Here is a 22,264-nt window from a genome sequence, read left to right as displayed (position 1 = left end):
AATCCGATGCAATTTAACAAAAATTAAGACACAATTATTTCAAAAGTGCAAACCAATAATTTTTGACATTCTGCCAATCAAATCGTTCTACTTTTTTACGGGCATTGGACTGAATTTGAGCGACTAAGTCTGGTTTCGTCAATAAATTTTTAACCGCATTCACCATGCCAACAACATCGGAATCGTCGACCAATAATGCGTCACTACCATCTTCAATCAAGTAGGGAACACCACCAACGTTTGTGGAAACCACAGGAATACCTAATGCCATCGATTCGATAACACTCACAGGTGTATTATCATAATGGGTAGTATTAATAAAAACATCAAACTCTTTAGACAATTCGATCCATTCTTCTTTAGCCAATTTTCCGGTAAATGTAACATCCAAATCGAGATCTTGGGCGTATTCAATATATTTATCCATGATGTTTTCTTTATCGGGACCTACCATACACAATTCAGCTGTAGGATATTCCCTTTTTAACATAGCATAAACATCAATAGCCATTTTGGGATTGTATATTTTTGAAAAGGATCGTACCCAAAGCATGTACGGACCTTTCACTTCTCTAGGTTGATAATCATAGAGTCCAATATTGATTGTGTTGGGAATTAATAGTAAGTTATCGGCATATTTTGGCAAGAAAGCTTCGTATAAATAATCGGATGGAGCTGTTATAAAGTAGGCGTTTTTAAACAATAAATCACAGGCTTTCGGACTTTTCTCCAATCTTCTTGGCAACTCGCCACCATGCAGTTTGGCAATGTAAGGCACTCTTAAAAATATACAGATTCGTGCAACGATATAGGCGAACCAAAAATTTTGGGTACTGTAGGTATCTATCAACACATAATTGACTTTTTTGCCGTAATAAAACGTAGCAGCAATCATGTGGAGTAAGCGCAAGACTTTATTCTTGAAAGAAGAAGCATAGTACATTTCGTAACCTTCTAATTCCAGAAAAGCCCCTAAGGTTTCTACTGAAGTAGCCGTATTCCCGTGTTTTGAGAGTTTATTTCCTACGTACAGTAATTTCTTCTTCATCATTAAATCGAATTTTCAGCACCGATAATGCGTATACAAATGAGGGCGCCGCCGTTCGCATTGCCGCATGATTAATTGTAAAGAACCAAAAACCAACAAAGCAAAACATATACAAATGCTGTTTGTTGTCTAAGTATAAAAATAAGGGCGTTAACATCAATATAGCCAATCCAAGTATTCCCAACGAACCATGTTCTGCAAGCATACGCGTTAATTCGTCATGGGAGGCAACCAAATAGCCCATCTGTTCGGTACGAATTTCAGTTCCTTTCCCAGCTCCAGCACCAAAGAACGGATTATCTAAGAAAATTTCTATTTCCCCAGCGGCTAAAGCTTCTCGTCCTGTAAACTTACTTTCTTTATCCCGCCCAAAAGAGTCTTTATTGGCATATCGCTTTCCAATTAATCCACTCGTCTCGGATTCGGCATACACCCATATCAAAGAAAAAACCACTAAAAATATAGCGACGAGTTGAACCAATTGCGTTCGTATAATTTTATTAGAACGGGAATAGGCAATAAGCATGAAAACAAAAATCATGATTGCACCTGTAATCATTCCTCCACGGGAAAATGTAATTAACCCTCGGTATCCTAAATTAATTGCAATAAGCAAATTAACCACAAAGAATATTTTATTTTTTGAAGCAATAAAAACACGCGTAAAAAAAATAAACATGCCCAATCCCAAGGCAGTAGAAACTTGATTAGGTCCAAATCCACCAGACGTTTCAGAATTGGATACGGTAGAGGTAATTACTTCTTTTAAATCGGGTGTGTATAAAATCAGGTAGATAGAACATGACAAGATGGGCAATGCCATTAATAACAAAATATTATTGAGTTCAAAGATGGTTATTTTCCGCATATAACAATAGAGCGAAGCAATCCCTAAAGTAATTGGTCCTGAAATATTGAACAGTATTGTTTTCCTAATATTCGCTACTTCATATCCTAAAGATTGTGTGGCTATTATGATTCCTGGTGCCAACAATATTAAAAAGATCCAATAGGGCACAGCATTTTTAGAAAACCCTGAATATATCATTCCCATAATCATGAAAATGATTACGGAATACTTAGAAAATTCGTGATTGGGATTTCCGTTGGTCATTCGTAAAAACACCTCACTCCCCACCACATAAGCAGCGGCATAGAGCACTTCATTATTGGCATTTCTGGTCTTGATTATAAAGTAGATACTGACGACAAAAATTAAAATCCCATAAACTTTGGCCAATAAGGGCGCCAAAAAAATGACCACGCCTAGCAGTACATGGACAAGAATAAGGAATAAATAATTTTTAACTTTAGTTTCCATTATAACGTGGCTACCCAATTTTTAAATTGTGCTACAATTGCTTTCTCGGAATGTTTTTGATCAATGGTCGAATACAATCCTTTGCCCAAGGTAAATCTTAATTCAGGATTATCCAGCAACTGCACTAATTTAGTATAAAAAATATCGTGATTGTAATTGGGCACCAACATTCCATTTTCACCCTCTTTAATGATTAATGGAATCTCACCCACTTCTGTAGATACTACCGGTAATTTGGACAAACCATATTCCAACATAGCAACCGGCAACCCTTCCGATTGAGAGGTAATAATCGCTACATCCGATTGCTGTAAAATCGCGGCAATATCCTGACAGGTTCCGTAAAAAAAGACGGTATGGGTCAGATCTTTTGCTCTCCATGCAGCATTAATCGCTTTAGAATAATCATCTTCAAAATCTTTTCCAACCAAATGAAACGTCCAATCGGGATGCGATTGTTTCACTTTTTCGGCTACTTCTAATAATAAATGATGGTTTTTTTGAAAACGTAGATTGGCCAAACAAACAATACGTTTCCCTGCAATTCCCTTTAAATCCGTTTGCAAGGGCACAGTAGTATCCAGCAAGGTGAAATTGGGTAAATACAGTACTGATGGACAGTGCAATGTTTTTTCAGCCCATGCTTTCAACTTGTAATTGACAACTACAATGCCTTTAAAAAAAAAGGAACACAATTGCAAGACACGTGTCTTCTGAGAACTGATAAACTCGCTCAACCCATTATGATCATGCCAAATGATTTGAATGGAAGGCATCACTATTTTCAATAAAAAAGCCGTAAAAAAAGAACTGCTATGCGCTTGTACATAATTGATTTGATGGGCTTTGCAAAATTTACGCAAACGCAAAATGGCACTAACATCAATTTTTGAAGTGCGCTGCATATGGAAATAGGCTACTTCTTTGTGCAATTGCGCTTTTAACGGCCCTTCTTTTCGCGTTGTAATTAATGCAGAAAAAGCCGCAGCAGTGACCATTGCATTAGCATAATTGACTGCCATTTTTTCGGCACCCCCAATTTCTAAAGAGTCAATGATTTGTGCAATTCGCATTATGATTCCATTAATTGTTTTATCGCTTCATCAAAAGCGGTTGTTGTATATTTTCGCGACCAAACTATCCCATTGTTCCGAAGGAATGCATACTTGGATTCCGATTGAATTACATCCATCACTTGACGACAATCGTTTTGCAAGTCCATACTTAACAGGATTCCACGATTACCTTGATCCAACATATTGGAAACACAAGAAACTGGAGTAGCCACGGGCACACATCCCCAAAACATGGCTTCAGCAACTACTTTGGGCCACCCTTCACTTTTTGAAGGAAGAATTAGAAAATGTGCGTCCAAATATACTGCTTTCAGCGCTTCTGCTTCTAAATTTCCTTTTAAAACTACGTTGTTTTGCAGCTTATTCTCTTGTATAAAATTGGATAATGAAGATTCCAACGCTCCTTTTCCATACACTGCTAATTCCGCTGAAATACCGTGTTCATTTAATGCTCTTACCAATTCAATGGCATAAAACGGCTGTTTACCAGGCGCCAAACTCCCCACAAATACAAATTGAAGCGGCGTGTTGAGTATTTTACTCGAACTCGGCATGGGTTCGCCTACTGCGTAACTCGCCGTAAAAAAAGCCTTGATATTTTTAGTTTGATTGGGCCATTCCCCATACACCAAAACATGGATATTCTTGGTCCAAAAGGTATTCGACAACAAGGCACGTTGCCATTTATAAGTTAAGGGTTGTTTGGCTTTCGGATCCCAATTGCCAGCATATTTAGCCGTTTTTATTTTTTTTGGAAAAAAAACTTGTGCCCAAGCGCCTAACAAACCCATATTTCCGGGGCAACGCAAATGCAAATGATCGGATTTTCGATAGGCTTTTAGAATTTTAAAAAATATAAACGGAATCACCCACAATGCTTTTAGCATGTTTGAGAACGATGTAAATGAAAAATGGGGAACGGGAATAAATTCAATATTGGGATGTTGGTAGGCTAAATGAATAGCATCCAATTTTCGCTCTTTTAAAGGCGCAACCACAATGACTTTATCTGCATATTGCAACCAAATATTCATCTCTTTGATGTACGGACCATAGCCAAAGTACTTTCCGTCTTTGGCGGTATGAATCACATGCGAGATAATACAAAAAGTCATGGTTAAGAGGCTTTAGGCTGGTTGTACAATAAACTCCACCATCCCGCAATTCTTCCCATTGTTTCACGAAATGCATCCCGCTTGTCGGTGGCGGTTAAAACATTCGTAAATCGAATAGCGGTCAACAAAAAGGCAATGGTATTCCACTTTAAACGCGCTTTTAACGTGGGCTTTGGATACTTGGTGCGCCATACAAACCATCCGTTACGAATTACCATCTTACCGTAATGATAAAAATCGGGACGCCCCGAACTATCGTGGTAGTGATAGAGTCCGGCATTGGTATTCAAATACAATTTCCCTAAATTGGACAAACGCAACGTATATTCAGCATCTTCATATAATCCATACCCTTCAAAATAGGTAGAGAATTTATGTTCGTCCAACACCGATTTTTTAAACGATGAAACCCCACCCATAAACTGTTGTACTTCGTAAATTTTACCGGAAGGCGGTAAAAAAGCTACACTGCGACCGTGGGATTCTGGCGGCATAAAACAAGGAGAATTGGTGGTCATCAAACCCAATTTTTTACGAATCACAAAACGGTTGCTGTCACTGCGTTTCCATCCGTCATAGTAATATTCATTGGCTTTGGGAGTATACTTTTGTCCAACTTCAGTCCAGGGTCCAACATTGATGATGAATCCCCCTACTCCCATTGCGTCTGGGAAAAGGGCATAGGTTCCTACCAATTGCTCAAAATAATCAGGTTCCAAAACCGTGTCATCGTCCAAAAAACAAACTACCTCAGCAGCAGCCATTACACGATTGATTCCGAAATTTCGTTGTTTAGTCAAACCCCGATGTGCAGGTTCAACGCGATAATACTGTAAATTAGGGTATTGTTTTGTAGCTAAAGCCTTTTCTGTTTCTGAATTCAACGAACCGTCAATAATTAATATTTCATCGGGATACCACGTTTGGTTTTGTACCGAATCCAACAAGGTTTGCAACGGTATAGGTCGCATGTAGGTACAAATGATTAATGAAAAAACGGGCTTTTGTGTGGCCATACTCCGTCGAACTTGAAAACTTATTTATTAAAATACCGAATTGGAATTCGGTTAATTTTCAATTATTTAGTTGCAATGAAAATCAAATTATTATAACCTGTTTTACGGTTATAAGCGATTCCTTTGGTTTGATAAAAAGCTTCTAAAGACATAATTTTTATCTGTGAAAAACCGGCTATGCTTAAATCGTTGTGCAAATCAGAGGCATTGTAATAATACCCTGGCACTTGAAACCCGTTGAATCCCGTCATGCGGTTCCCCACTTTTACCCCAATAAATGGTCGTAAAAGCGACCGTAATTGAAAATACACTGTTTTCTTTGGAGTTCCCACTTGATTGTGAACGGTTCCTATTAATTGACCCCCAGACACGAGCAATTGGTTCGCATTTTTAAAGATTTGCAAACGCGCCGAATGTTCAGGAACATAGGTCATCATACTGTTGAAAAGGGTCACCAAATGAAAAGATTGCGCAGGTTGATTAAACTGTACTGCATCCATCACCATCGTTTCTGTGATGGAATCGATTCCCCATTTTTGAAGATTTTCACGACATTTCAAAATCATATTTTCTGAAATGTCGGTAGCTACAATGCTTTCGGGTTTAAAAAACTCAGCCACAGGTTCGATCTCACGCCCCGTTCCACAACCAAAAATTTTGATTTTTTGGATGGGATGTGAAGCACGCACTTTGGCTTCTTCCATCAAATAAAGCTCAAAATCTGAGGCTTTCTGAAGTACCTCTTGTGTTGCGATGATGTCGCTTTTTTCCCAAAAAGATTTATTATCTATTTTCATTTAGCTTCGTTTACGCATCAACATGGTTACATGCATACAAGAAAACAATCGAGAAGTCGAAGTAGCCGACAATTCCCAGTCATTTCGGTGCCAACGCTTACCAATCGCTAATCGTTTTTCCTCAGACATAGGAAGGAAACCTAGTAAAAAGAACCATTTCGATTTTCCTAACAAGCCGCGACGTTCTTCAATTTGAAAAGCTTTATCGTATTTGTAAAATGTTTTCCGTGTAAAAGGCCATTCCCAAGCGGCATCCGACTGAAAAGGACGATACAACATACGAATGAATTTGATTGGCAAACTGGTTTCTAGCGGATCGTAACTGATTACGACACCTCCGGGAGCTAATTTTTCTTGCAATTTTGCAATCAATACGTCCACATTCGGAAAATGATGCAATACACCGTAAGCGTAAATGATATCAAAATCTTTCTCCGCAAATTCGTCGGAAAGAAAATCTACCGCCAAAGCTTTTGCCGTCGGAATTTCAGCCAAGCGCTGGTTTAATTTATCAATGGCCACATCACTCAAGTCAACTCCAATGTATTGTTTGGAATTACGAGCCAAATGCATGGACAAACTATTTCCTGCATAACACCCCAAATCCATTACTTTTTTCTGGGATAAATCGCCAAACCATTTTTTGTGCAAATCGTACGATTCGTCCAAAATACCAATGTTTTTACGGATTTTTTTTAGGGTTTTTTCTCGAATAGAAGACCAAATTCGGGTGGCAAGGTTTTTCTTTTTGTGATTATAGAATTCTTTCTGCTTTACATTCGTTTCCAGAATTTGTTCTTTAGTTTTCATTCCGAGGGTATTAGGTTATCAAGGAAGCAAATATAACCCAATTCTACTAGAGATAAAAAGGAATTATTTTTTCTTTTTTAACAAAAAAAGGATTTTTGCCACTTTGCTTTTTTGTCGTTTTAATCCCGTTTCAAAGAGTTGGTATAAGCCAAAAACAGGCCGATTTAAAATCCAATACCGGGGTGATTCAAAATCAATCAAGGTACTTCCAAACCCTTCTTTGAAACGCAATACGCCTGCACTGCCCCCCACAGAAATATCATAATGGGCATGACCCAATTGATGAGCTTCACGCATTACCCAATCGTGCATAAAATGGGACACCCCTTTGTCTTGATGTGCCAAGACTACACCCCCATTGATATAAATGTACCGTTGCCCGCAAACCATCACATAAAGCGCCCCTACAATTTCATTATTATGCGTACAAATTCCCACTTTTGCAAATCCTTTTTCCAAGTAATTTGCAAACGTTGATTTTACCGAATCATAACTGCGAATGGGATAACCTTTCTCCTTTGCATTTTGCTCAAAACAACGATAGGCTTCCTGCAATTTATCGTGTTCATCAAACTGAAGCCAACGAAATTTCAATCCATTTTTTATTCCTTTATTGACATTACGCCAATGGTTTTTTGAATACCCTTTTTGCACCTCCTCAAAAGACTTTCCCTCGAGTGCAATGGGACGCATGCCATACAACGGGATGACAAACTTAAATCGCGTACCCTGTTGCCCTTGAAAATAAAAACTAGTTTCAGGTAATTTATCAAGATAAAATCGAAAATCAGAACCTGAATTGGGTACTGAAGGCACACTCAATTGAAAATAACAACACCCCTTCTTTTGGGCTTCTTGATGCAATAAACGAATGCATTGGTCTACTGCATCAGAATATTCCGGGAGCAAAACTGGGCCACACGGAACAACCATAAATTTGAAAAATAGAAACTTAGCGAGTACATACCCTGCGCCTCCAACCACTTGCCCTTTGTCTTTCACTAGTAAAAATCCGGTTGTAAAACCATACGATTCATAGGCTTTAACCCAATCCGAATATTGATTATACAGCCCACGTGAATGCGTATACAGCAACTGATCCCATTCCGCAATTTCTTCGGGCGTATTGGAAAAGACAAATTCTCTCATCGGATTAATCGTTTAGGCAAATCATTGCCGTTACTAACAATTATTTCACCTTGAGCATCCACATCAAAAGTGATATTCGAAAATTGTTCCCAAGCCTGTATCAACTGACTTAACGTTGGATTCCACAATTTCTTTGCAGCTATTTGCTCTCCCAAATACCTAAAATTCAAACCCGGTTGATGGGCAATTTGGGTTTCACTTTCCAGTAAACGCCCTTGATGATGCGTCATATCGACAGCAAAATAAGTGTGTGCAATAAGTACACCCGATTCATCCCTCAGCATATCGATGTTTTCTTTGCTTAACCCCGATACAAAGTCAACCAATTCAACCGATTGAAACACCGTATATATTTGGTTTCCAAATTGGTGTCGAAAAAAAATAGGCGAAAATTCCGCTAATGGGTAAGGATTTTTTTGCTTTTTGGAACTGCCTAAAAACGAAATAACTTTCCATGAAACAGGCAATACATTTTGCAAAAAAGCAAGGGCATGTTTGGGATGCTTTGTCTTTTTTAACAACCGCAAATGACTCAATGCATCGATGTAATTTCGAATGCGATGGGCGTGATTATCGGCATAAAAAACAATGGCTTTTACTGTATTTTCAATTCTTTTTAAAAAAGGTAAATGTTGAATAGACTGGCGAAAAGCTTGTAAAGTAAACTGTTGACGGTTCAACATATTGATGATCCCTTTTGCTGCTCTTCCGGTATCCATATAATTCCAAAATACAGCAATACCATTGCGTTGCATTACCGTTTGCAATTCGTCTTCACGATAACCACTGTTTTGATACAACGACCAATTATAGGGTTGGAACCCATGATCAATCCAAACGGGAATGTCTGGCAACGGCGCTTTGAAATTTAAAAAGTCGTTCCGACTCTCTGCTTCACTTTTAATGGATTGAGATAAGGAATGGTAGGCCAATTCATGACCGTCTTTCGCCCACAATTGTAATTCTTCGGATTGGTTTTGCCAAGAGGCATTCGTCTCTCGCTTGGAATAATGCTGCAAGAAAAAGCCTTTGGTCACTTTCACTCCTACCGATTGTAAAAACTCCCGTTGGGTTTTTAAATTTTGGGGTGTATCATAATCGCAATGATCTGTAAAACAAACAGTTCCTACAAAGGGAATTGGGGTTCGACTCACTTCCAAAGCTCCTGCATTTGAAAATAAAAGAGAAGGTAATTCTAGTAACGCAGGTGACTGGGCACCAATTCGGGTTTTTATGTTGGATGCACCACTGTAAACCGTCAAGGACTCTGCCGCTTCCGGATGAAAATGCCAGAGCAATTCCTTGGGACGTTGTGGATGCCATTCCCAAATCCCTTGGGTTGTCGAACCTTGAACGTAGCTACCGTTTTGTAATTGTAAAATTTTATTCGAAAATTCAGGAATCAAAACGGAATCTTTCGCTGAAATCCACTGATAATCGTGATTCCGAAATTGAAGAATGGGTTGGTCAAAAATCAGCACCAGAACAAACCGATGGGGAATCGTAGCCGCTTCCAAAATACATTTATGCTGGCTCGAAAGCGTATGTTTTACCGCTATTCGCTGCTGTTCCTGTTGTATGTATGCTGAAGCAATCACCCGTGTTTATTTTGTGCGTTTTCCCAAAGCATTCAATTTTTTGGCATAGAAAACCGATTTATTAAATTGAATGATGCGATACGGTAACTTCAATAATTTCAATGGAATTTCCCACTTGCTTCCTTTTTTAAACAAGTACATGGAAAAATATTTATGCTTGTATTCAGTGTGTTGCTCAGGAGTAAATTGTTTGACGATTTGATACATGATTGTCGGACTCGGAACAGGTCGGATCCACTTTACCGGCGTGTCCAATTCCCACGGTTGTTTTTTACGTTTTTTACCCATGATTTTGGCCTGTGTTCCCCAAAAACGATACCCACCTTGTGGTGGTTTCAAATGCAAATTGGCCGAAAACGGATTAAACAAAACAGGAACGCCAATTTTGGTTAAGGAAATTCCGAAGTCACTATCCTCGCCATAACCACCATCGTAATTAATATCATTCCCTTCCAATTGCATTACATATTCGCGACGCACACAGGAATTGGCGTTACTAAAATTACTTGACAACCCGACTATCCAACGATTGCCTTCGTACTGTTCCAGTTTTTGGGTCAGATCAGCCAAAGTTTGTTGTTGGTGATCGGCACGAATATCCAAACCGTTGGCTGCCCCCGCTTTATAGGTTTGCAACAAACGAATATGGTTCTCGATAAAATCAGCGGGAATACGAATATCATCATCTCCAAAAACAATAAATTCTCCCGTACATTTTTCTATCGCTTCGTTACGGGCACGGCAACTTCCTTTGGTGGTTTGCCATTGAAAAATGACTTCAAAAGGAAAATCTGCGGGATTGTATAGCGATTCATCGCGAGATTCAGGTGGAGTAGCATCCACCACTACAACTTGCGTTGGCGGATAGGATTGCTTTCGCAAATCATCCAACAAAGTGAGCGTAAAGTCTTGACGCAACATCGTCGGAATAATATAACTCACTGTAGGCTGCCCTTGAATGGGTTCCAATTTCCGTGGCGCTACAACAGGCAGTTGGTTTCGTTTTTGAAAACGCGACTTGGCTTTCCATAAGGCAATCCATTCCAACGGATTCCATAAGCCTTTGCGATAAAGCATAAATAAGGCGTGATCGATTTTAAAATTTTTGATATAAAAATCATACCGATCTTGCCGCGAAATAGTAATTGTTTCTTTTTGGGTATCCGAATACAATCCTTTGGAATAGAGTGGAATTGCACCTTGATTACGTAGCGCATTAAAACCAAAATCGAGTGCTGCCAATTGAGGATTGGAAAAATCAGGGTCAAATCCACCCAAAGTTTCCCAAACCGATTTTCGAACCGCAAACAGGTTGGGATTGATACGCCAACTCACACATTCGTCCAATCCTTCAAAATCATTCACGTACCAAAAAAACACAAATACTTGATAGACGATATCCTTGAACGCATTTTTATAGCCTTGCTCAAAAGAAGAGTGCCAAATATCCCCATAGCCTTCAGCTAATGTGTTGAGTTGATCTAAATTGGGTGCTCCCAAATACAAAATTAGCTCTCCGGAAGGCGTTTGGTGTTCTCTAAAGTTCAAAATAATAGATTTAAATTTGGCAATACCAAGGAAATAGCCCTTTTGTAACCGTCACAAAGATAAATTTTGCGAACTATAAAACCAACAGAAAAGCTAATTTTTGACAGCGAAATAAATGGGAAAATGGCAACTGATTAATTTCCTTTCGGCAACAATTTTTGATAAGTTTCCACCAATTGTTGGGCTACTTTTTCAATACTGAATTGGGATTCAATTTTTAGTCGAGCCGCTTGTGCTATGGATGCAGCCAATGTAGGGTTTTCTAAAATTTCTAAAACACATGCCGCGTAGTCTTGATGTGCTGTGGGTGCTACTAAAAATCCGTCTTTTTCATGCGTCACAATTTCTGGCGCCCAACCGATATTTGATGCGACAATTGGTTTCTGCATGGCCATGGCTTCCAACCATGAAACGGGTAAGGCTTCTGCAAATGTGGGAAAAACACAAACAGTTGCTTTGCCAATCCATTGTTGCATTTCTGCATAGGGAACAGGCCCTACATAATTCACTTTTTGGAGTGCTTGCGCAGTAAACAACGGCTGCATCATGGCCCATACCGAAGTCGAACCTGTAATGACATCTGCGGCGTCTTTACCCACCAATACGAGTTGGGCTTCGGGATTTTTCTCATGAATGGCATTAAAAATATGCGGCAATTCGAGTAATCCCTTTTTGCGAATTAAGGTGCCAAAATAGAGGATAATATTAGGCTCCGCTTGAGCAACGGGTTTAAAATTTGTCAAATCGACTCCGTTGGGGACCACACTATAATTACGAGAACTACCAAAAACTAAATTGGACATTTTCCCGGTGTAATCACTCACCGGAATTATTCCTGTAGCCTGATGGTAAGCGCGTTTTTCATACAAACGGTTGCGCCATTTCAACTTCCGGTTTTCAAGATGACAAAAATAGGTGTCACTACCGTGCAAACGCATCATCAAAGGACAAGGGGTATTCACATAAGCGGTAACGCCTTGCCAATCGGGCACTTCCAAAACTTCTATTTGTTGGGATGCATAAAGCGAATTGATGAGTCGTTGTATCTTTTTTTGGGTCAAATACATGGACAAACCCTTGACGGCTTTATTTTCAACTGTATAAAATTGAATTCCATTTTCTTTAAACGTGCTGTCATGGGGCTGACCGTAAACTATGACCGTAATTTGGTGGCCTTGCGCTTGAAGACCACGAACCAAACTGTAAATGGCCGTTCCAATTCCCCCTGAATTACCAATATTTGGGTGGGGATATTCGATGGTCAGAAAACCTATTTTCATGCGAGTAACTGGAAATAATTTTGCACCATATTAGCCAAGGTCAATTGCTCAATTTTCGAGTTGTAATGTACGGAATTATCCAGTAGTAATTGTTCGGTCAGTATTTTTTCTAAATGCGAAGCCAACTGTTGAACCGCTTGTTCTTGAAACAAAAATCCGTTGACCGATTCTTCAACCAATCCCAAAATATTCCCTTGATTTTTGGTTGTAATTACGGGAAGTCGGCATAACAAGGCCTCGACAACAGCGTAACAAAACGTTTCCCCATGCGAAGGATGAATCAAATAATCATAATCGGCATACCGTCCATGAAGATTGGACACGCTGCCTTTGAAATTAAAATAGGATTCCAAGTGATAGTTTGTGACCAAGGTTTTCAATTCTTGTTCGTAATAGCCTTCACCAAAAACATCAATTGAAAATTGCAAATCAGATTGACGTTGCACAACTAAGCGCACTGCTTCAATCACATCTTGGATTCCTTTATCTTTTCTCAAATGGGAGGCGATAATAAATTTGCCATGAAAGTCAACTTGTGTTCGTTTCACAAACTTTTCCGTATGCAATCCATTAAAGATTACTTGAGTTCGGGATCGAATTTGTGACCCAAATTCGGCAATCATTTGTTGGCGCGAATATTCAGAAACTCCAATAAATCGATCGATAAATGAAGAATATAAGGCTCCTTTTAAACGTTTTTGCAAGCGTTTTTTCAATGGATATCCTCCAACGGGACGTGGATTGTGATCCACAACAATGAGTTGGGCACCAAACTTTTTCTTAATTGCTTTTAATGTTGGCGTACACAATTCGATGAAATGGGTAATGATTACTTCGTATTGTGGAGCTGCGTGATGCAAAAAATAGTTTTCGACATTGGTATTCCCACTGAAAAACCGGGTCAAATTTGCATAACCTTGGTGGGAACTGTCATTTGGGAAAAACCAATCAACTGCAATTTGATGTTGTTTGCAATAGGCGTCAAACTGCCAGAAAAAATAGTCCATCCCTCCTACGCGTTCGGGTAAAAGCGCATAATCACAGAGGACTGCTATTTTCGACGGTATTTGCTTAGCACCACTCATACAATTGTTGCGCCATACGGTTACTGATTCCGGCTAACGGTGTACACACTTCGATTTCAATTAGTTGTTGTCGTTCTTTGGCATCGGTTTGTGGGTGGACTAAATAGGTATTCAAAGCCGCGATTAACTCTGATTCTTGTGTAGCAATTCGGGTTGCTTTACAATCCAATACCGTTTTAATATGAGCGTATTTCAGGAATCGACTATCGTTGTACAACCCATTGGTTTCGGTTCCAAAAACCGTGTTGATCACGGGTTTTCCGAACAACATAAAATCCAAACTCATGGTAGACAACATATTAACATTGATATCGGAATGTTCAATAATAGCGCGCAAATCAAAAATATCTTCTTCCGAAGGAATGCGTTGCGACCACATTTGGTCATGACTGGAACGGGTTTGAATCCACTTGGGATTGTTCCAAATAATTTCAGGATAAGCCGAACGAATCGCTTCAAATCGCGACGGTTCTTCTGCAGGTGAAGTTCGCACTAATAATTGGGCTTCCTGTTCTAGTTTCCCGTTACGAATTGCTTCTGCAATGGTTTTAATTACCAAAGGATCGTTACCTCCAATGGATTTATCGGCACAACTAAAACAAATGATTTTTTTGGCTGGATCCAATTGGAACCGCTTCAAAAACGCCTCGCGTTCGGTTTGGTAATGGGGTAAAAAATAGGGTTCAAATTGCGGAGTTCCTACAATTTTAACGCCTTCAGGATTGGTATTGGGATAAAATTGAAGCAATTCATCTTTCATCAACTGACTCCATACTAGAAAATAGTCGAAAGTCCCCAACATTCTCCCTTTCGACGCCAAATTATCCCAACTGAAAATAAAGGAACACGTCGGGATTTTCACGCGCTGTGCTGCATATAAAAAAGGCGCCAAATACGAAGGCCGTTGGTGGGTAAAAAACACCAAATCCGGTTGGTCTTTCTTTAAAAGTTGGATATACGACTGCGTGATTTTATTTTTAGAAAAAGCCAAAAACTGTAGTTTCTCTGCAAAGAGAATGGTTCCGTTCGAACTGTAAATTCGGGATAAAATATAGAAAAACTTGACCACCAAATTCTTCAAGCTGTTGGTTTTGGGATAATTGGTGCGATTGTTATCGCTCATCCCAAAATTACTTTTGCTTTTTTCCATGTGGGCAATTTCCTTCCATTTTCTAAAAATAAAAGAAACATGACCTTCATGATACACTTCCAATTCATGCACGGTAACTTGTGGATATTGTTCAAGGGCATAAATGGAGGCGGGCAATCCTGAATAGATAATGATTTGATCAAATTGCTGAACCGCTTCTTGCATGAAATTACTCATGATGAAATTACGGTACCCAACTCCATCTGTGATGACGATTCCCAGTTTTTTCATGATTTTAATTTATGGCGAATTTTTGCGAGCAACTTTTTGCATCGCTGTTCCATAGCAAAAGTACTTTTTTTGAAAATAATGGGCGAATCCATAGGTTGGGATTTATGCTCTGGTACTTCTTTTAAAAAAGCATTGATTCGATCGGTATGTTTGGTGTTAATTCCATAACTCCGCGCATACCAGGTATGGGTTAAGATTTTTTCTCCGTTTACATAAACCGAATTAGCAATACCGTCGGGTTCTGTTGTAGATTCTAAAAACAAAAAACGATGTCCTTGCCGACGCAACCAAAAATAGAAACAATAGTATTGTTCAAACGTACTTTCAGCATCATAAGCATACGGCAATTGGGAAAGATCATCGGAGAACTCCCCTGCACGACAAAATTGGTTGTTTTGAATGGTGGCTTTATGATAAATCTTTTCAATAGCCTTAAAATTTAGGATTGAAAAGAAGGTATTAATCGCATAGGGATTGTAATTTCTGTGCGCAATGACGCCACCATCACGAACACCGCATACGGAGTAATTTTGCTTTTCCATGATTTCAATCAATGAAAAAACAGCATCGGGTTGGGTGAAAAGTACATCTTCATCCGCCATAATCAGCCATTCGATCCCTTTCCCTTTTAATTTTTGAAAAAGATAATGCAAACTGTGAATTCCGTGCATTCCATTACGGCCATCAATTATATACTTTTGAATCCCTTGTGGAAACAAAGGAGCTGATTTTTCATACAACTCAAAATTGATTACCGTAGAAAGGAGTGCAATCTTCGACTTATCCATTCTTCACCGTATTGTTTGTCAAATAATTGGACGCTTCATTATTATCCCCTTTGTAAATAAAAATCATATTGTGATAAAAATGCATGGAGGTAATATGCGCATCATAATAACTGCGTTGGTAATCGGGTATCATGAACTCGGCATGATTCAATCCGTCAATCAAAGATTTAAAATACTGATAAATCGTTCCTTCTTGATTAAAATTTTGAGATGTCCCCCCATAATGTTCCCAATAGGAAGTTTGTGTATCTTCAATCACGTAAATCCCACCTTTTTTCAATTTGGGAAATAAAAACTCAAACGACTGAATCACGTGTTCGTTGATATGACTCCCATCGTCAATTATTAAATCAAGTTCGCCGGTAGTAGCAATTACTTTTTGCAGAAAATCAAAGTCTACCTGACTTCCTTGAAAGATTTTTATACGAGATTCTTGCTGGGGTGATTTGTCATAAATATCCAAGGAAAATATTTTACCAAACGGAAAATAGGACTTCCACATTCGCAATGAATTCCCACCCGAATAGGGTGACTCATAACCGCCTACACCAATTTCAAGCAATTTTATACGTTTAAAACGATAAGGCTTAAAATGCGTCTGATAATGTGGGGTATAAAAATGTCCGCCCCATTTATCGGTTTTAAATATAATCGCCCGTCGGGTCAAATTCCCAAAAGCAAAAAAACCTAAAAAGGCTTTCCATTTGTTCTTGATTTTTTGCTTGGTTCTAAAATGAATATTTTTCTTTATTGCTTGAATCATTTGACCGAAATTCTAAAGTGATTTATGGAGTAAAAACAGACTGTTTACCCATTGCCAAATATAGAAACTATTATCATTATTTCCTTTACAATATTGGTCCCAAATCGCCAAAACTTGTTCACAATTGACAAAGTCAAATTTTGAAAATTCGTGCACATACTCCTTAAATTCAGCTTGCAAAGTTTTACCAATCCATTCTCGTTGGGGCGTTTGTAGCGCTTTTTTGGGAGCAAATACGATGGTATTATCAAATTTATCTTTAACAATTTCACGCAGCATCCATTTGGAATCGGTGCCATTGTGTTTCATGGATGCTTTTTGAGCAAATGCCAATTCGACCAAACGGTAATCCAAAAAGGGTTCCCGTAATTCAATACCATACATCATACTGATTCGGTCGTTAAAGCGTAAAGCTCTTGGGATTTTTGTATAAAACAAATCGCGGTATTGAAGATTTTGGAGCGCATTATCAAATGGAGTTCCATAATTTTCAGTGCGTTTTTGGCGCAAAAAGTCTTTATGAATGATTTCAGGATGCACCGGACTCGTAGTCACGCCTTGAATTAACGAGTTGTTCCCCGAAAAATAATAATCATATCCTGCCCAAGCTTCATCCATGCCTTGGCCATCCAAAATTACAGGGATATTTTTATTTCGCGCCTGTTCAAAAAGTAAACTGTAGGCTAAGGTGGGAAAACCACCAAAAGGTTCGTCTTGGAAATAACTAATTTTTTCAATTAATTCGGGAACAGCCCCCGGAGTAAAGAGGACTTTATTTAAATCGTAGCCTGTATTGGCAACCAAATTTTCTACCCACTCCAATTCGTCATAACGGGCATCATTACTGTAAAAAGTAAACGCATCTATTTTTTGTTCCGATGGCAAATGCGCATTCACCATGGCTAGTAAAATAGAAGAATCCAAACCGCCACTGATATTCATCCCAATGGGAACATCGGCTCTAAAGCGCAAACGAATGGCATCGTGCAACAAAGCTTCGTAGGATTCTCGTAATTCACCTTCTGATAATTGTGGAGTAGTCTGAATATTTTTTATAAAATCATACCATGACTTAGGCTCGATTTTAAAATTGGCAAGGGAAATCACCGTATAATGTCCACCCCGTAATTGTTGAATTCCGTCCCAAAACGTTTCATCGGGCATCCCGTAGGAACCTTTTAAAAAGTAAGCGGCCCAAACCGGCGTATGCATTACTTTGGGAATTCCCACATGAAACAAAGATTTTATTTCACTGGCAAAATAGAAACTTCCTTCGTGAAAACTATAGTAAAGTGGTTTGACCCCAAATCGGTCTCGAGCCAAAAACAATTCTTGTTTTACCGTATCCCAAATGGCGATACTGAACATCCCGTTCAATTTGGGAAGCATGGCTTGTCCCCATTTTTGGTAGGCCGCTAATAAGACTTCTGAATCGGAGGTTGTGGTAAATCGAAACTCAGAAAGTTCTTTTTGGAGTTCTTTGTAATTATATATTTCACCATTAAACACCATGACATACCGTTTATCGTGGCTATACATGGGTTGGTTGGCCGCCGTTGATAAATCGATTATGCTTAGTCGATTATGTCCTAGTGCTATTTGGGGTTGCACCCAAAATTGTTCTGCATCTGGACCGCGATGGCGTTGTTTTTCAAGTAATTGGGTAATCGTATTCTCTGAAGCTGCAGCTCCTAACACACCGGCAATTCCGCACATTAGCTGTTTTCTTTCAATTGTTGTATTAATTGTTCCGCTTTATCCCAATCGGACAGGGTATCAATGTTGACAAAGGTAGTTGGATTGGACAAAACAAAGCCTAATTTTTCACCAAAAAATGATCCTTTTTCAAGCCATTCGGTTCGGGTTAAATATACCGCACCATCTCGAAAATAGGCATTGGGTAACTCTTGGCGTCTTTTGATGATTTCTTTTTCGCCAGTGGCAATGTGTAACGCACCCTTTTCATCGGCTTCAAAAACCCAATGGGGATTAAATTCGTGTGGAACAGGGAGCATACTCACAACGGCATCCCAATTTTCCGATTTTAGTTTTTGAATGCATTCCGAAATCAAATGGGGCGCTCGAAATGGCGTCGTGGGTTGCAACAAACAAACGGCGTCAAAGGTTTCACCTTTTTCTTTATAAAAATCCAACGCATGTTGCACAACACCTATACTGGAAGCCGAATCTGTAGCTAATGAAGCCGGACGAATAAAGGGAATTTCTGCTCCCCATTCTTTCCCCACAGCAGCGATTTGTTCGCAATCGGTAGACAAAATTACTCTTGAAAAAAGGGAAACTTCTAAAGCCTGTTCGATTGTATACGCCAACAAGGGTTTGCCACCTAATAATTTGGTATTTTTTCCGGGTACACCTTTGGAACCACTTCGTGCCGGTATAAGGGCCAAAATGTTCATTAGTACATGATTGTTTTATGGAATTGTAAAGGTACCGTAGCTAAGGCATCGGCTATTTTCTTACCGGCATCACCTCCACCATAAACCGCTGATGAAGCGGGTCGTGGTTGTGAAATAATGGTTTGAATAGCCTGTGTAATTTCTTGTTGATCATAACGAACATCGATGACGTTGTGGCCACGGTCGCGTTTATTTTGACGGGAACCAATATTGATGACCGGAACACCCATGAAGGCGCATTCGCGAATACCCACACTGGAATTTCCGATCAATCCTTTAGAATTTTGCAACAAATTGAGAAAATCCATGCCGTCCATATTTTTGAAAAAATGGACATTATCCAACTGATTTTTCTCACGGAAACTACGAATCCCTGTTGAAGTTCCGTCAGCACCCGCATCGACATTCGGCCAAAACCACAAACAAGGAATATCCAATTGTGCCACGGCTTTCAGGGTTTCTTCGATATGTCGACGTGAATCTTGATATTCATTGGTCACAGGATGCTGCATCACCACCAAATACCCGTTGGACAAATCGGGTTGACGCCCTACTCCACCGTATTTTTGATAAGGATCAAAAGTGAGTCCTTTGTATTGTATTACTTCATTGGCCAAATCAATTGACGGACAGCCCGTATTGAAAACCATTTCCGGATTTTCTCCCAATTTAATGACACGTTCACGAGCACTTTCTGAGGCCACAAAATGGTAATCGGATAATTTAGTGATGGAATGGCGAACTTTTTCATCAATATTACCCGTCACTTCACCGCCTTGAATATGCGCCAATGGAATATTCATGTACGATGCAGAGACCGCTGTAGCCATGGTTTCAAAACGATCGGCAACGGTAACCACTATATCGGGACGCATATTGTCAAATACGGAAGATAATTCAAGAATTCCGATGCCCGTTGTTTTCGCGGCAGCGGTTAAATTTTCCCCTTCCAAAACATTAAAGACTTTTGCAGCAATGGTAAATCCGTCTTTTTCGATAAAATTCACGGCAGAACCATAACGATCCAACAGAGCGGAAGCAGCAATAATGAGTTGCAATTCCAACTGGGGATGTTCTTTAATCGCTTGTAGTAAGGATTTTACGCGACTATATGAAGGACGGGCGGTAATTACTACCGCTATTTTTCGTGTATTCATTGCAAATCTTCTTCGTTTAAGAAATCCCATTGCGGTTTATCAAAAGTAAGTTTTTTACCTAAAACCTTGTGGAAATCTTGTGCATTAATGCCATAACCCATGGGTTTTTTTGCTTCCAAATCGGCAAAAGTTAGGATATGACCTGCGGGTAAATTTTTATTAATGGCTAATGATTTTCCAAACATTTTCTTCAAATCATTGTAAGGTGTTGTATCATTTTTGTCTACAGGATGGGCCAAAGCGACTTCGATTTGTCGAATGGCGTGCACCAATTCTTGGGTTTCGTCGATGGTGAGAGACGAACCCGAGTCGGGGCCAAATTGTCGGCGATCGAATACCACATGAAATTCGACCAATGTCGCCCCCAAACTCACGGCAGCGATAGAAGTTGCTTTTTGCGCCGAATGATCGGAATACCCGACTGGTACATTGTAGCGCTCTTTCAATTCTTGAATCACGTTGAGTCCGAACCGTTCCGGTGGCGTAGGATAGGATGTTGTGCATTGCATTAAAGCAAATTCGGCTTCACGTTCTCGCAAAAAAGCAACGGTAGCATCCAAATCGGCATAACTGCTCATCCCCGAAGAGACAATTAACGGCTTTCCGGTTTGCACAATTTTTTCTAATAGCAAATGATTTAAAACTTCGCCCGAACCAATTTTGTAGCGATTTACTCCCAGGGATTCCAACCAATCAACGGCTTGGTTACTAAAAGGCGAACATAAAAATTCCAAGCCTTTTGCTTCACAGTGTGCTTTGATTCCTTGCCACTGTTCAAAAGTAAAACCCATTCGTTGCCAATAGTCGTAACGGGTAACATCTTCTTTAGAGAATTGAACCCGAAAAGGTTCGTGCGCACTACTCTCGGCTTCGGCAATATGCATTTGAAACTTAACGGCATCCACTCCGGTTGTAGCCAATGCATCAATATAGGAATAAAGTAAGCCGAGACTTCCTTCATGGGCTTGTCCAATTTCGGCAATAATATAAACGGCCTTATTTGTCATGGTTTTCGTCACTGGGTTTCCAATAGAGTTTGGTTTCAGGTAAATTAAAATAGTTTCGGTATTCTTCACGTGAAAACCGATTACTATGTTTCATCAATTTCCCAAAGTTACGGATTACATCGCTTAGTGCCTGAAAAATTGCGAGGGTTGCTTTCCAATCGCCTTTGAGCGTTCGTTTTGAAAATTGCACCCAGAACGTATAGGCCAATCGATTAGGAATAATCCGTTTGGGATAAAACAAAAAATACAAATACCAACCTGAGCGAAGACTTCTACGAATTCGCACTTGATAATCGGCATTTTTTTTACGTGCCAACAAGTCGACGCGGTGGTTGACCAATATTTCGGGGAAATAATGGACTTGTTTGTTGATTTTATAAAGGTGGTAAGACGCAAAATCTTCTTCCCCATAAAAGAAAAACCATTCAGGATAGGGCGGAATTTTATGCCAATCAGAAACGCGCCATACATGGGCACCGCCGGCAAAACTTTTTACACGATGGGGTTGTTGCTGCGTTGCAGTGGATTCAGGCTCATATTTCGCCCAAAATATTCGGAAACTAAGGACACTGCACTCGGGATGATTTTGAAAATACGTTTCTATTTTTTCCAATGGATTTTGCGTTATAAAATGCAAATCATCGTCCAAAGAAATCGCGTATTCCGCTTGGGTGGCAGCCATGAGTCGGTTACGACTGTAAATCAAACCTTGGGTCGTTTCGTTGCGTAACCGTTGAATGTTGGGATACTGTTGGGCTAAAAAATCAGTAGTCCCGTCTTCAGAAGCATCATCACAAACTAGACACTCCACATCAGGGCGTTCCAATAAATACCCAATTTTTTTTAGGGTAAAATCCAGATCTTCCTTACGGTTTTTAGTCGTAAAAAGCAGTGCAAACTTTTTCATT

20 protein-coding genes are annotated in these 22,264 nt (G+C 39.5%); all 20 read right to left on the bottom strand.

Going from position 1 to position 22,264, the window contains the following annotated elements:
• Positions 1–34 precede the first annotated feature (34 nt).
• On the bottom strand, positions 35–1,051 hold the full coding sequence (locus OLM45_RS06400; RefSeq protein WP_264512888.1) for a glycosyltransferase family 4 protein: 1,017 nt from the start codon (positions 1,049–1,051) through the stop codon (positions 35–37).
• Entirely contained in the window at positions 1,017–2,369 is a 1,353-nt protein-coding gene (locus tag OLM45_RS06395) for an O-antigen ligase family protein (protein ID WP_264512886.1), read from the bottom strand. The genes OLM45_RS06400 and OLM45_RS06395 overlap by 35 nt, the downstream gene beginning before the upstream one ends.
• On the bottom strand, positions 2,369–3,442 hold the full coding sequence (locus tag OLM45_RS06390) for a glycosyltransferase (RefSeq protein ID WP_264512885.1): 1,074 nt from the start codon (positions 3,440–3,442) through the stop codon (positions 2,369–2,371). The genes OLM45_RS06395 and OLM45_RS06390 overlap by 1 nt, the downstream gene beginning before the upstream one ends.
• Positions 3,442–4,560 carry a glycosyltransferase gene (locus OLM45_RS06385; RefSeq protein WP_264512883.1) on the bottom strand — a complete coding sequence of 373 codons (1,119 nt, stop codon included), beginning with the start codon at positions 4,558–4,560 and terminating at the stop codon, positions 3,442–3,444. Before OLM45_RS06385 ends, OLM45_RS06390 begins: the two co-directional genes overlap by 1 nt.
• A 2-nt stretch (positions 4,561–4,562) precedes the next feature.
• On the bottom strand, positions 4,563–5,576 hold the full coding sequence (locus tag OLM45_RS06380) for a glycosyltransferase family 2 protein (protein WP_264512881.1): 1,014 nt from the start codon (positions 5,574–5,576) through the stop codon (positions 4,563–4,565).
• 62 nt (positions 5,577–5,638) lie between these two features.
• Entirely contained in the window at positions 5,639–6,373 is a 735-nt protein-coding gene (locus OLM45_RS06375) for a class I SAM-dependent methyltransferase (RefSeq protein ID WP_264512879.1), read from the bottom strand.
• Complete coding sequence (locus OLM45_RS06370; RefSeq protein ID WP_129461826.1) at positions 6,374–7,183, bottom strand: class I SAM-dependent methyltransferase; 810 nt, start codon at positions 7,181–7,183, stop codon at positions 6,374–6,376.
• Positions 7,184–7,246: 63 nt separating this feature from the next.
• Positions 7,247–8,332: a lipid II:glycine glycyltransferase FemX gene (locus tag OLM45_RS06365; protein ID WP_264512877.1), complete on the bottom strand. Its 1,086-nt coding sequence runs from the start codon at positions 8,330–8,332 to the stop codon at positions 7,247–7,249.
• Positions 8,329–9,930, bottom strand: coding sequence for a hypothetical protein (locus tag OLM45_RS06360; RefSeq protein ID WP_264512875.1), 1,602 nt, complete (start codon positions 9,928–9,930; stop codon positions 8,329–8,331). The genes OLM45_RS06365 and OLM45_RS06360 overlap by 4 nt, the downstream gene beginning before the upstream one ends.
• 6 nt (positions 9,931–9,936) lie before the next feature.
• Positions 9,937–11,478, bottom strand: a complete 1,542-nt coding sequence (locus OLM45_RS06355; RefSeq protein ID WP_264512873.1) for a glycosyltransferase family 2 protein — start codon at positions 11,476–11,478, stop codon at positions 9,937–9,939.
• A gap of 134 nt (positions 11,479–11,612) precedes the next feature.
• On the bottom strand, positions 11,613–12,758 hold the full coding sequence (locus OLM45_RS06350) for a glycosyltransferase family 4 protein (protein ID WP_264512871.1): 1,146 nt from the start codon (positions 12,756–12,758) through the stop codon (positions 11,613–11,615).
• Positions 12,755–13,843 (bottom strand): glycosyltransferase family 4 protein, encoded by a 1,089-nt coding sequence (locus OLM45_RS06345; RefSeq protein ID WP_264512869.1) that lies wholly within the window; start codon positions 13,841–13,843, stop codon positions 12,755–12,757. The genes OLM45_RS06350 and OLM45_RS06345 overlap by 4 nt, the downstream gene beginning before the upstream one ends.
• Positions 13,830–15,224, bottom strand: a complete 1,395-nt coding sequence (locus OLM45_RS06340) for a hypothetical protein (RefSeq protein ID WP_264512866.1) — start codon at positions 15,222–15,224, stop codon at positions 13,830–13,832. Before OLM45_RS06340 ends, OLM45_RS06345 begins: the two co-directional genes overlap by 14 nt.
• Positions 15,221–16,012: a hypothetical protein gene (locus OLM45_RS06335; protein ID WP_264512864.1), complete on the bottom strand. Its 792-nt coding sequence runs from the start codon at positions 16,010–16,012 to the stop codon at positions 15,221–15,223. The genes OLM45_RS06340 and OLM45_RS06335 overlap by 4 nt, the downstream gene beginning before the upstream one ends.
• On the bottom strand, positions 16,005–16,775 hold the full coding sequence (locus OLM45_RS06330) for a class I SAM-dependent methyltransferase (protein WP_264512862.1): 771 nt from the start codon (positions 16,773–16,775) through the stop codon (positions 16,005–16,007). The genes OLM45_RS06335 and OLM45_RS06330 overlap by 8 nt, the downstream gene beginning before the upstream one ends.
• A gap of 12 nt (positions 16,776–16,787) precedes the next feature.
• Positions 16,788–18,491: an asparagine synthase (glutamine-hydrolyzing) gene (asnB, locus tag OLM45_RS06325; protein WP_264512860.1), complete on the bottom strand. Its 1,704-nt coding sequence runs from the start codon at positions 18,489–18,491 to the stop codon at positions 16,788–16,790.
• A complete protein-coding gene (locus tag OLM45_RS06320) occupies positions 18,491–19,192 on the bottom strand; it encodes a cytidylyltransferase domain-containing protein (protein ID WP_264512857.1) in 702 nt (233 codons plus the stop codon). Before OLM45_RS06320 ends, asnB begins: the two co-directional genes overlap by 1 nt.
• Positions 19,192–20,349, bottom strand: a complete 1,158-nt coding sequence (gene neuC, locus OLM45_RS06315; protein WP_264512855.1) for a UDP-N-acetylglucosamine 2-epimerase — start codon at positions 20,347–20,349, stop codon at positions 19,192–19,194. Before neuC ends, OLM45_RS06320 begins: the two co-directional genes overlap by 1 nt.
• Complete coding sequence (locus OLM45_RS06310) at positions 20,346–21,356, bottom strand: N-acetylneuraminate synthase family protein (RefSeq protein WP_264512853.1); 1,011 nt, start codon at positions 21,354–21,356, stop codon at positions 20,346–20,348. Before OLM45_RS06310 ends, neuC begins: the two co-directional genes overlap by 4 nt.
• Positions 21,346–22,263: a glycosyltransferase family 2 protein gene (locus OLM45_RS06305; protein WP_264512851.1), complete on the bottom strand. Its 918-nt coding sequence runs from the start codon at positions 22,261–22,263 to the stop codon at positions 21,346–21,348. Before OLM45_RS06305 ends, OLM45_RS06310 begins: the two co-directional genes overlap by 11 nt.
• Position 22,264 lies beyond the last annotated feature (1 nt).

Origin of the sequence: Flavobacterium sp. N1719 (genome assembly GCF_025947045.1) — a bacterium.
Lineage (GTDB): Bacteria > Bacteroidota > Bacteroidia > Flavobacteriales > Flavobacteriaceae > Flavobacterium > Flavobacterium stagni.
Note: the sequence above shows the minus strand (reverse complement) of the source record. Positions and strands in the feature narration are given on the sequence as shown.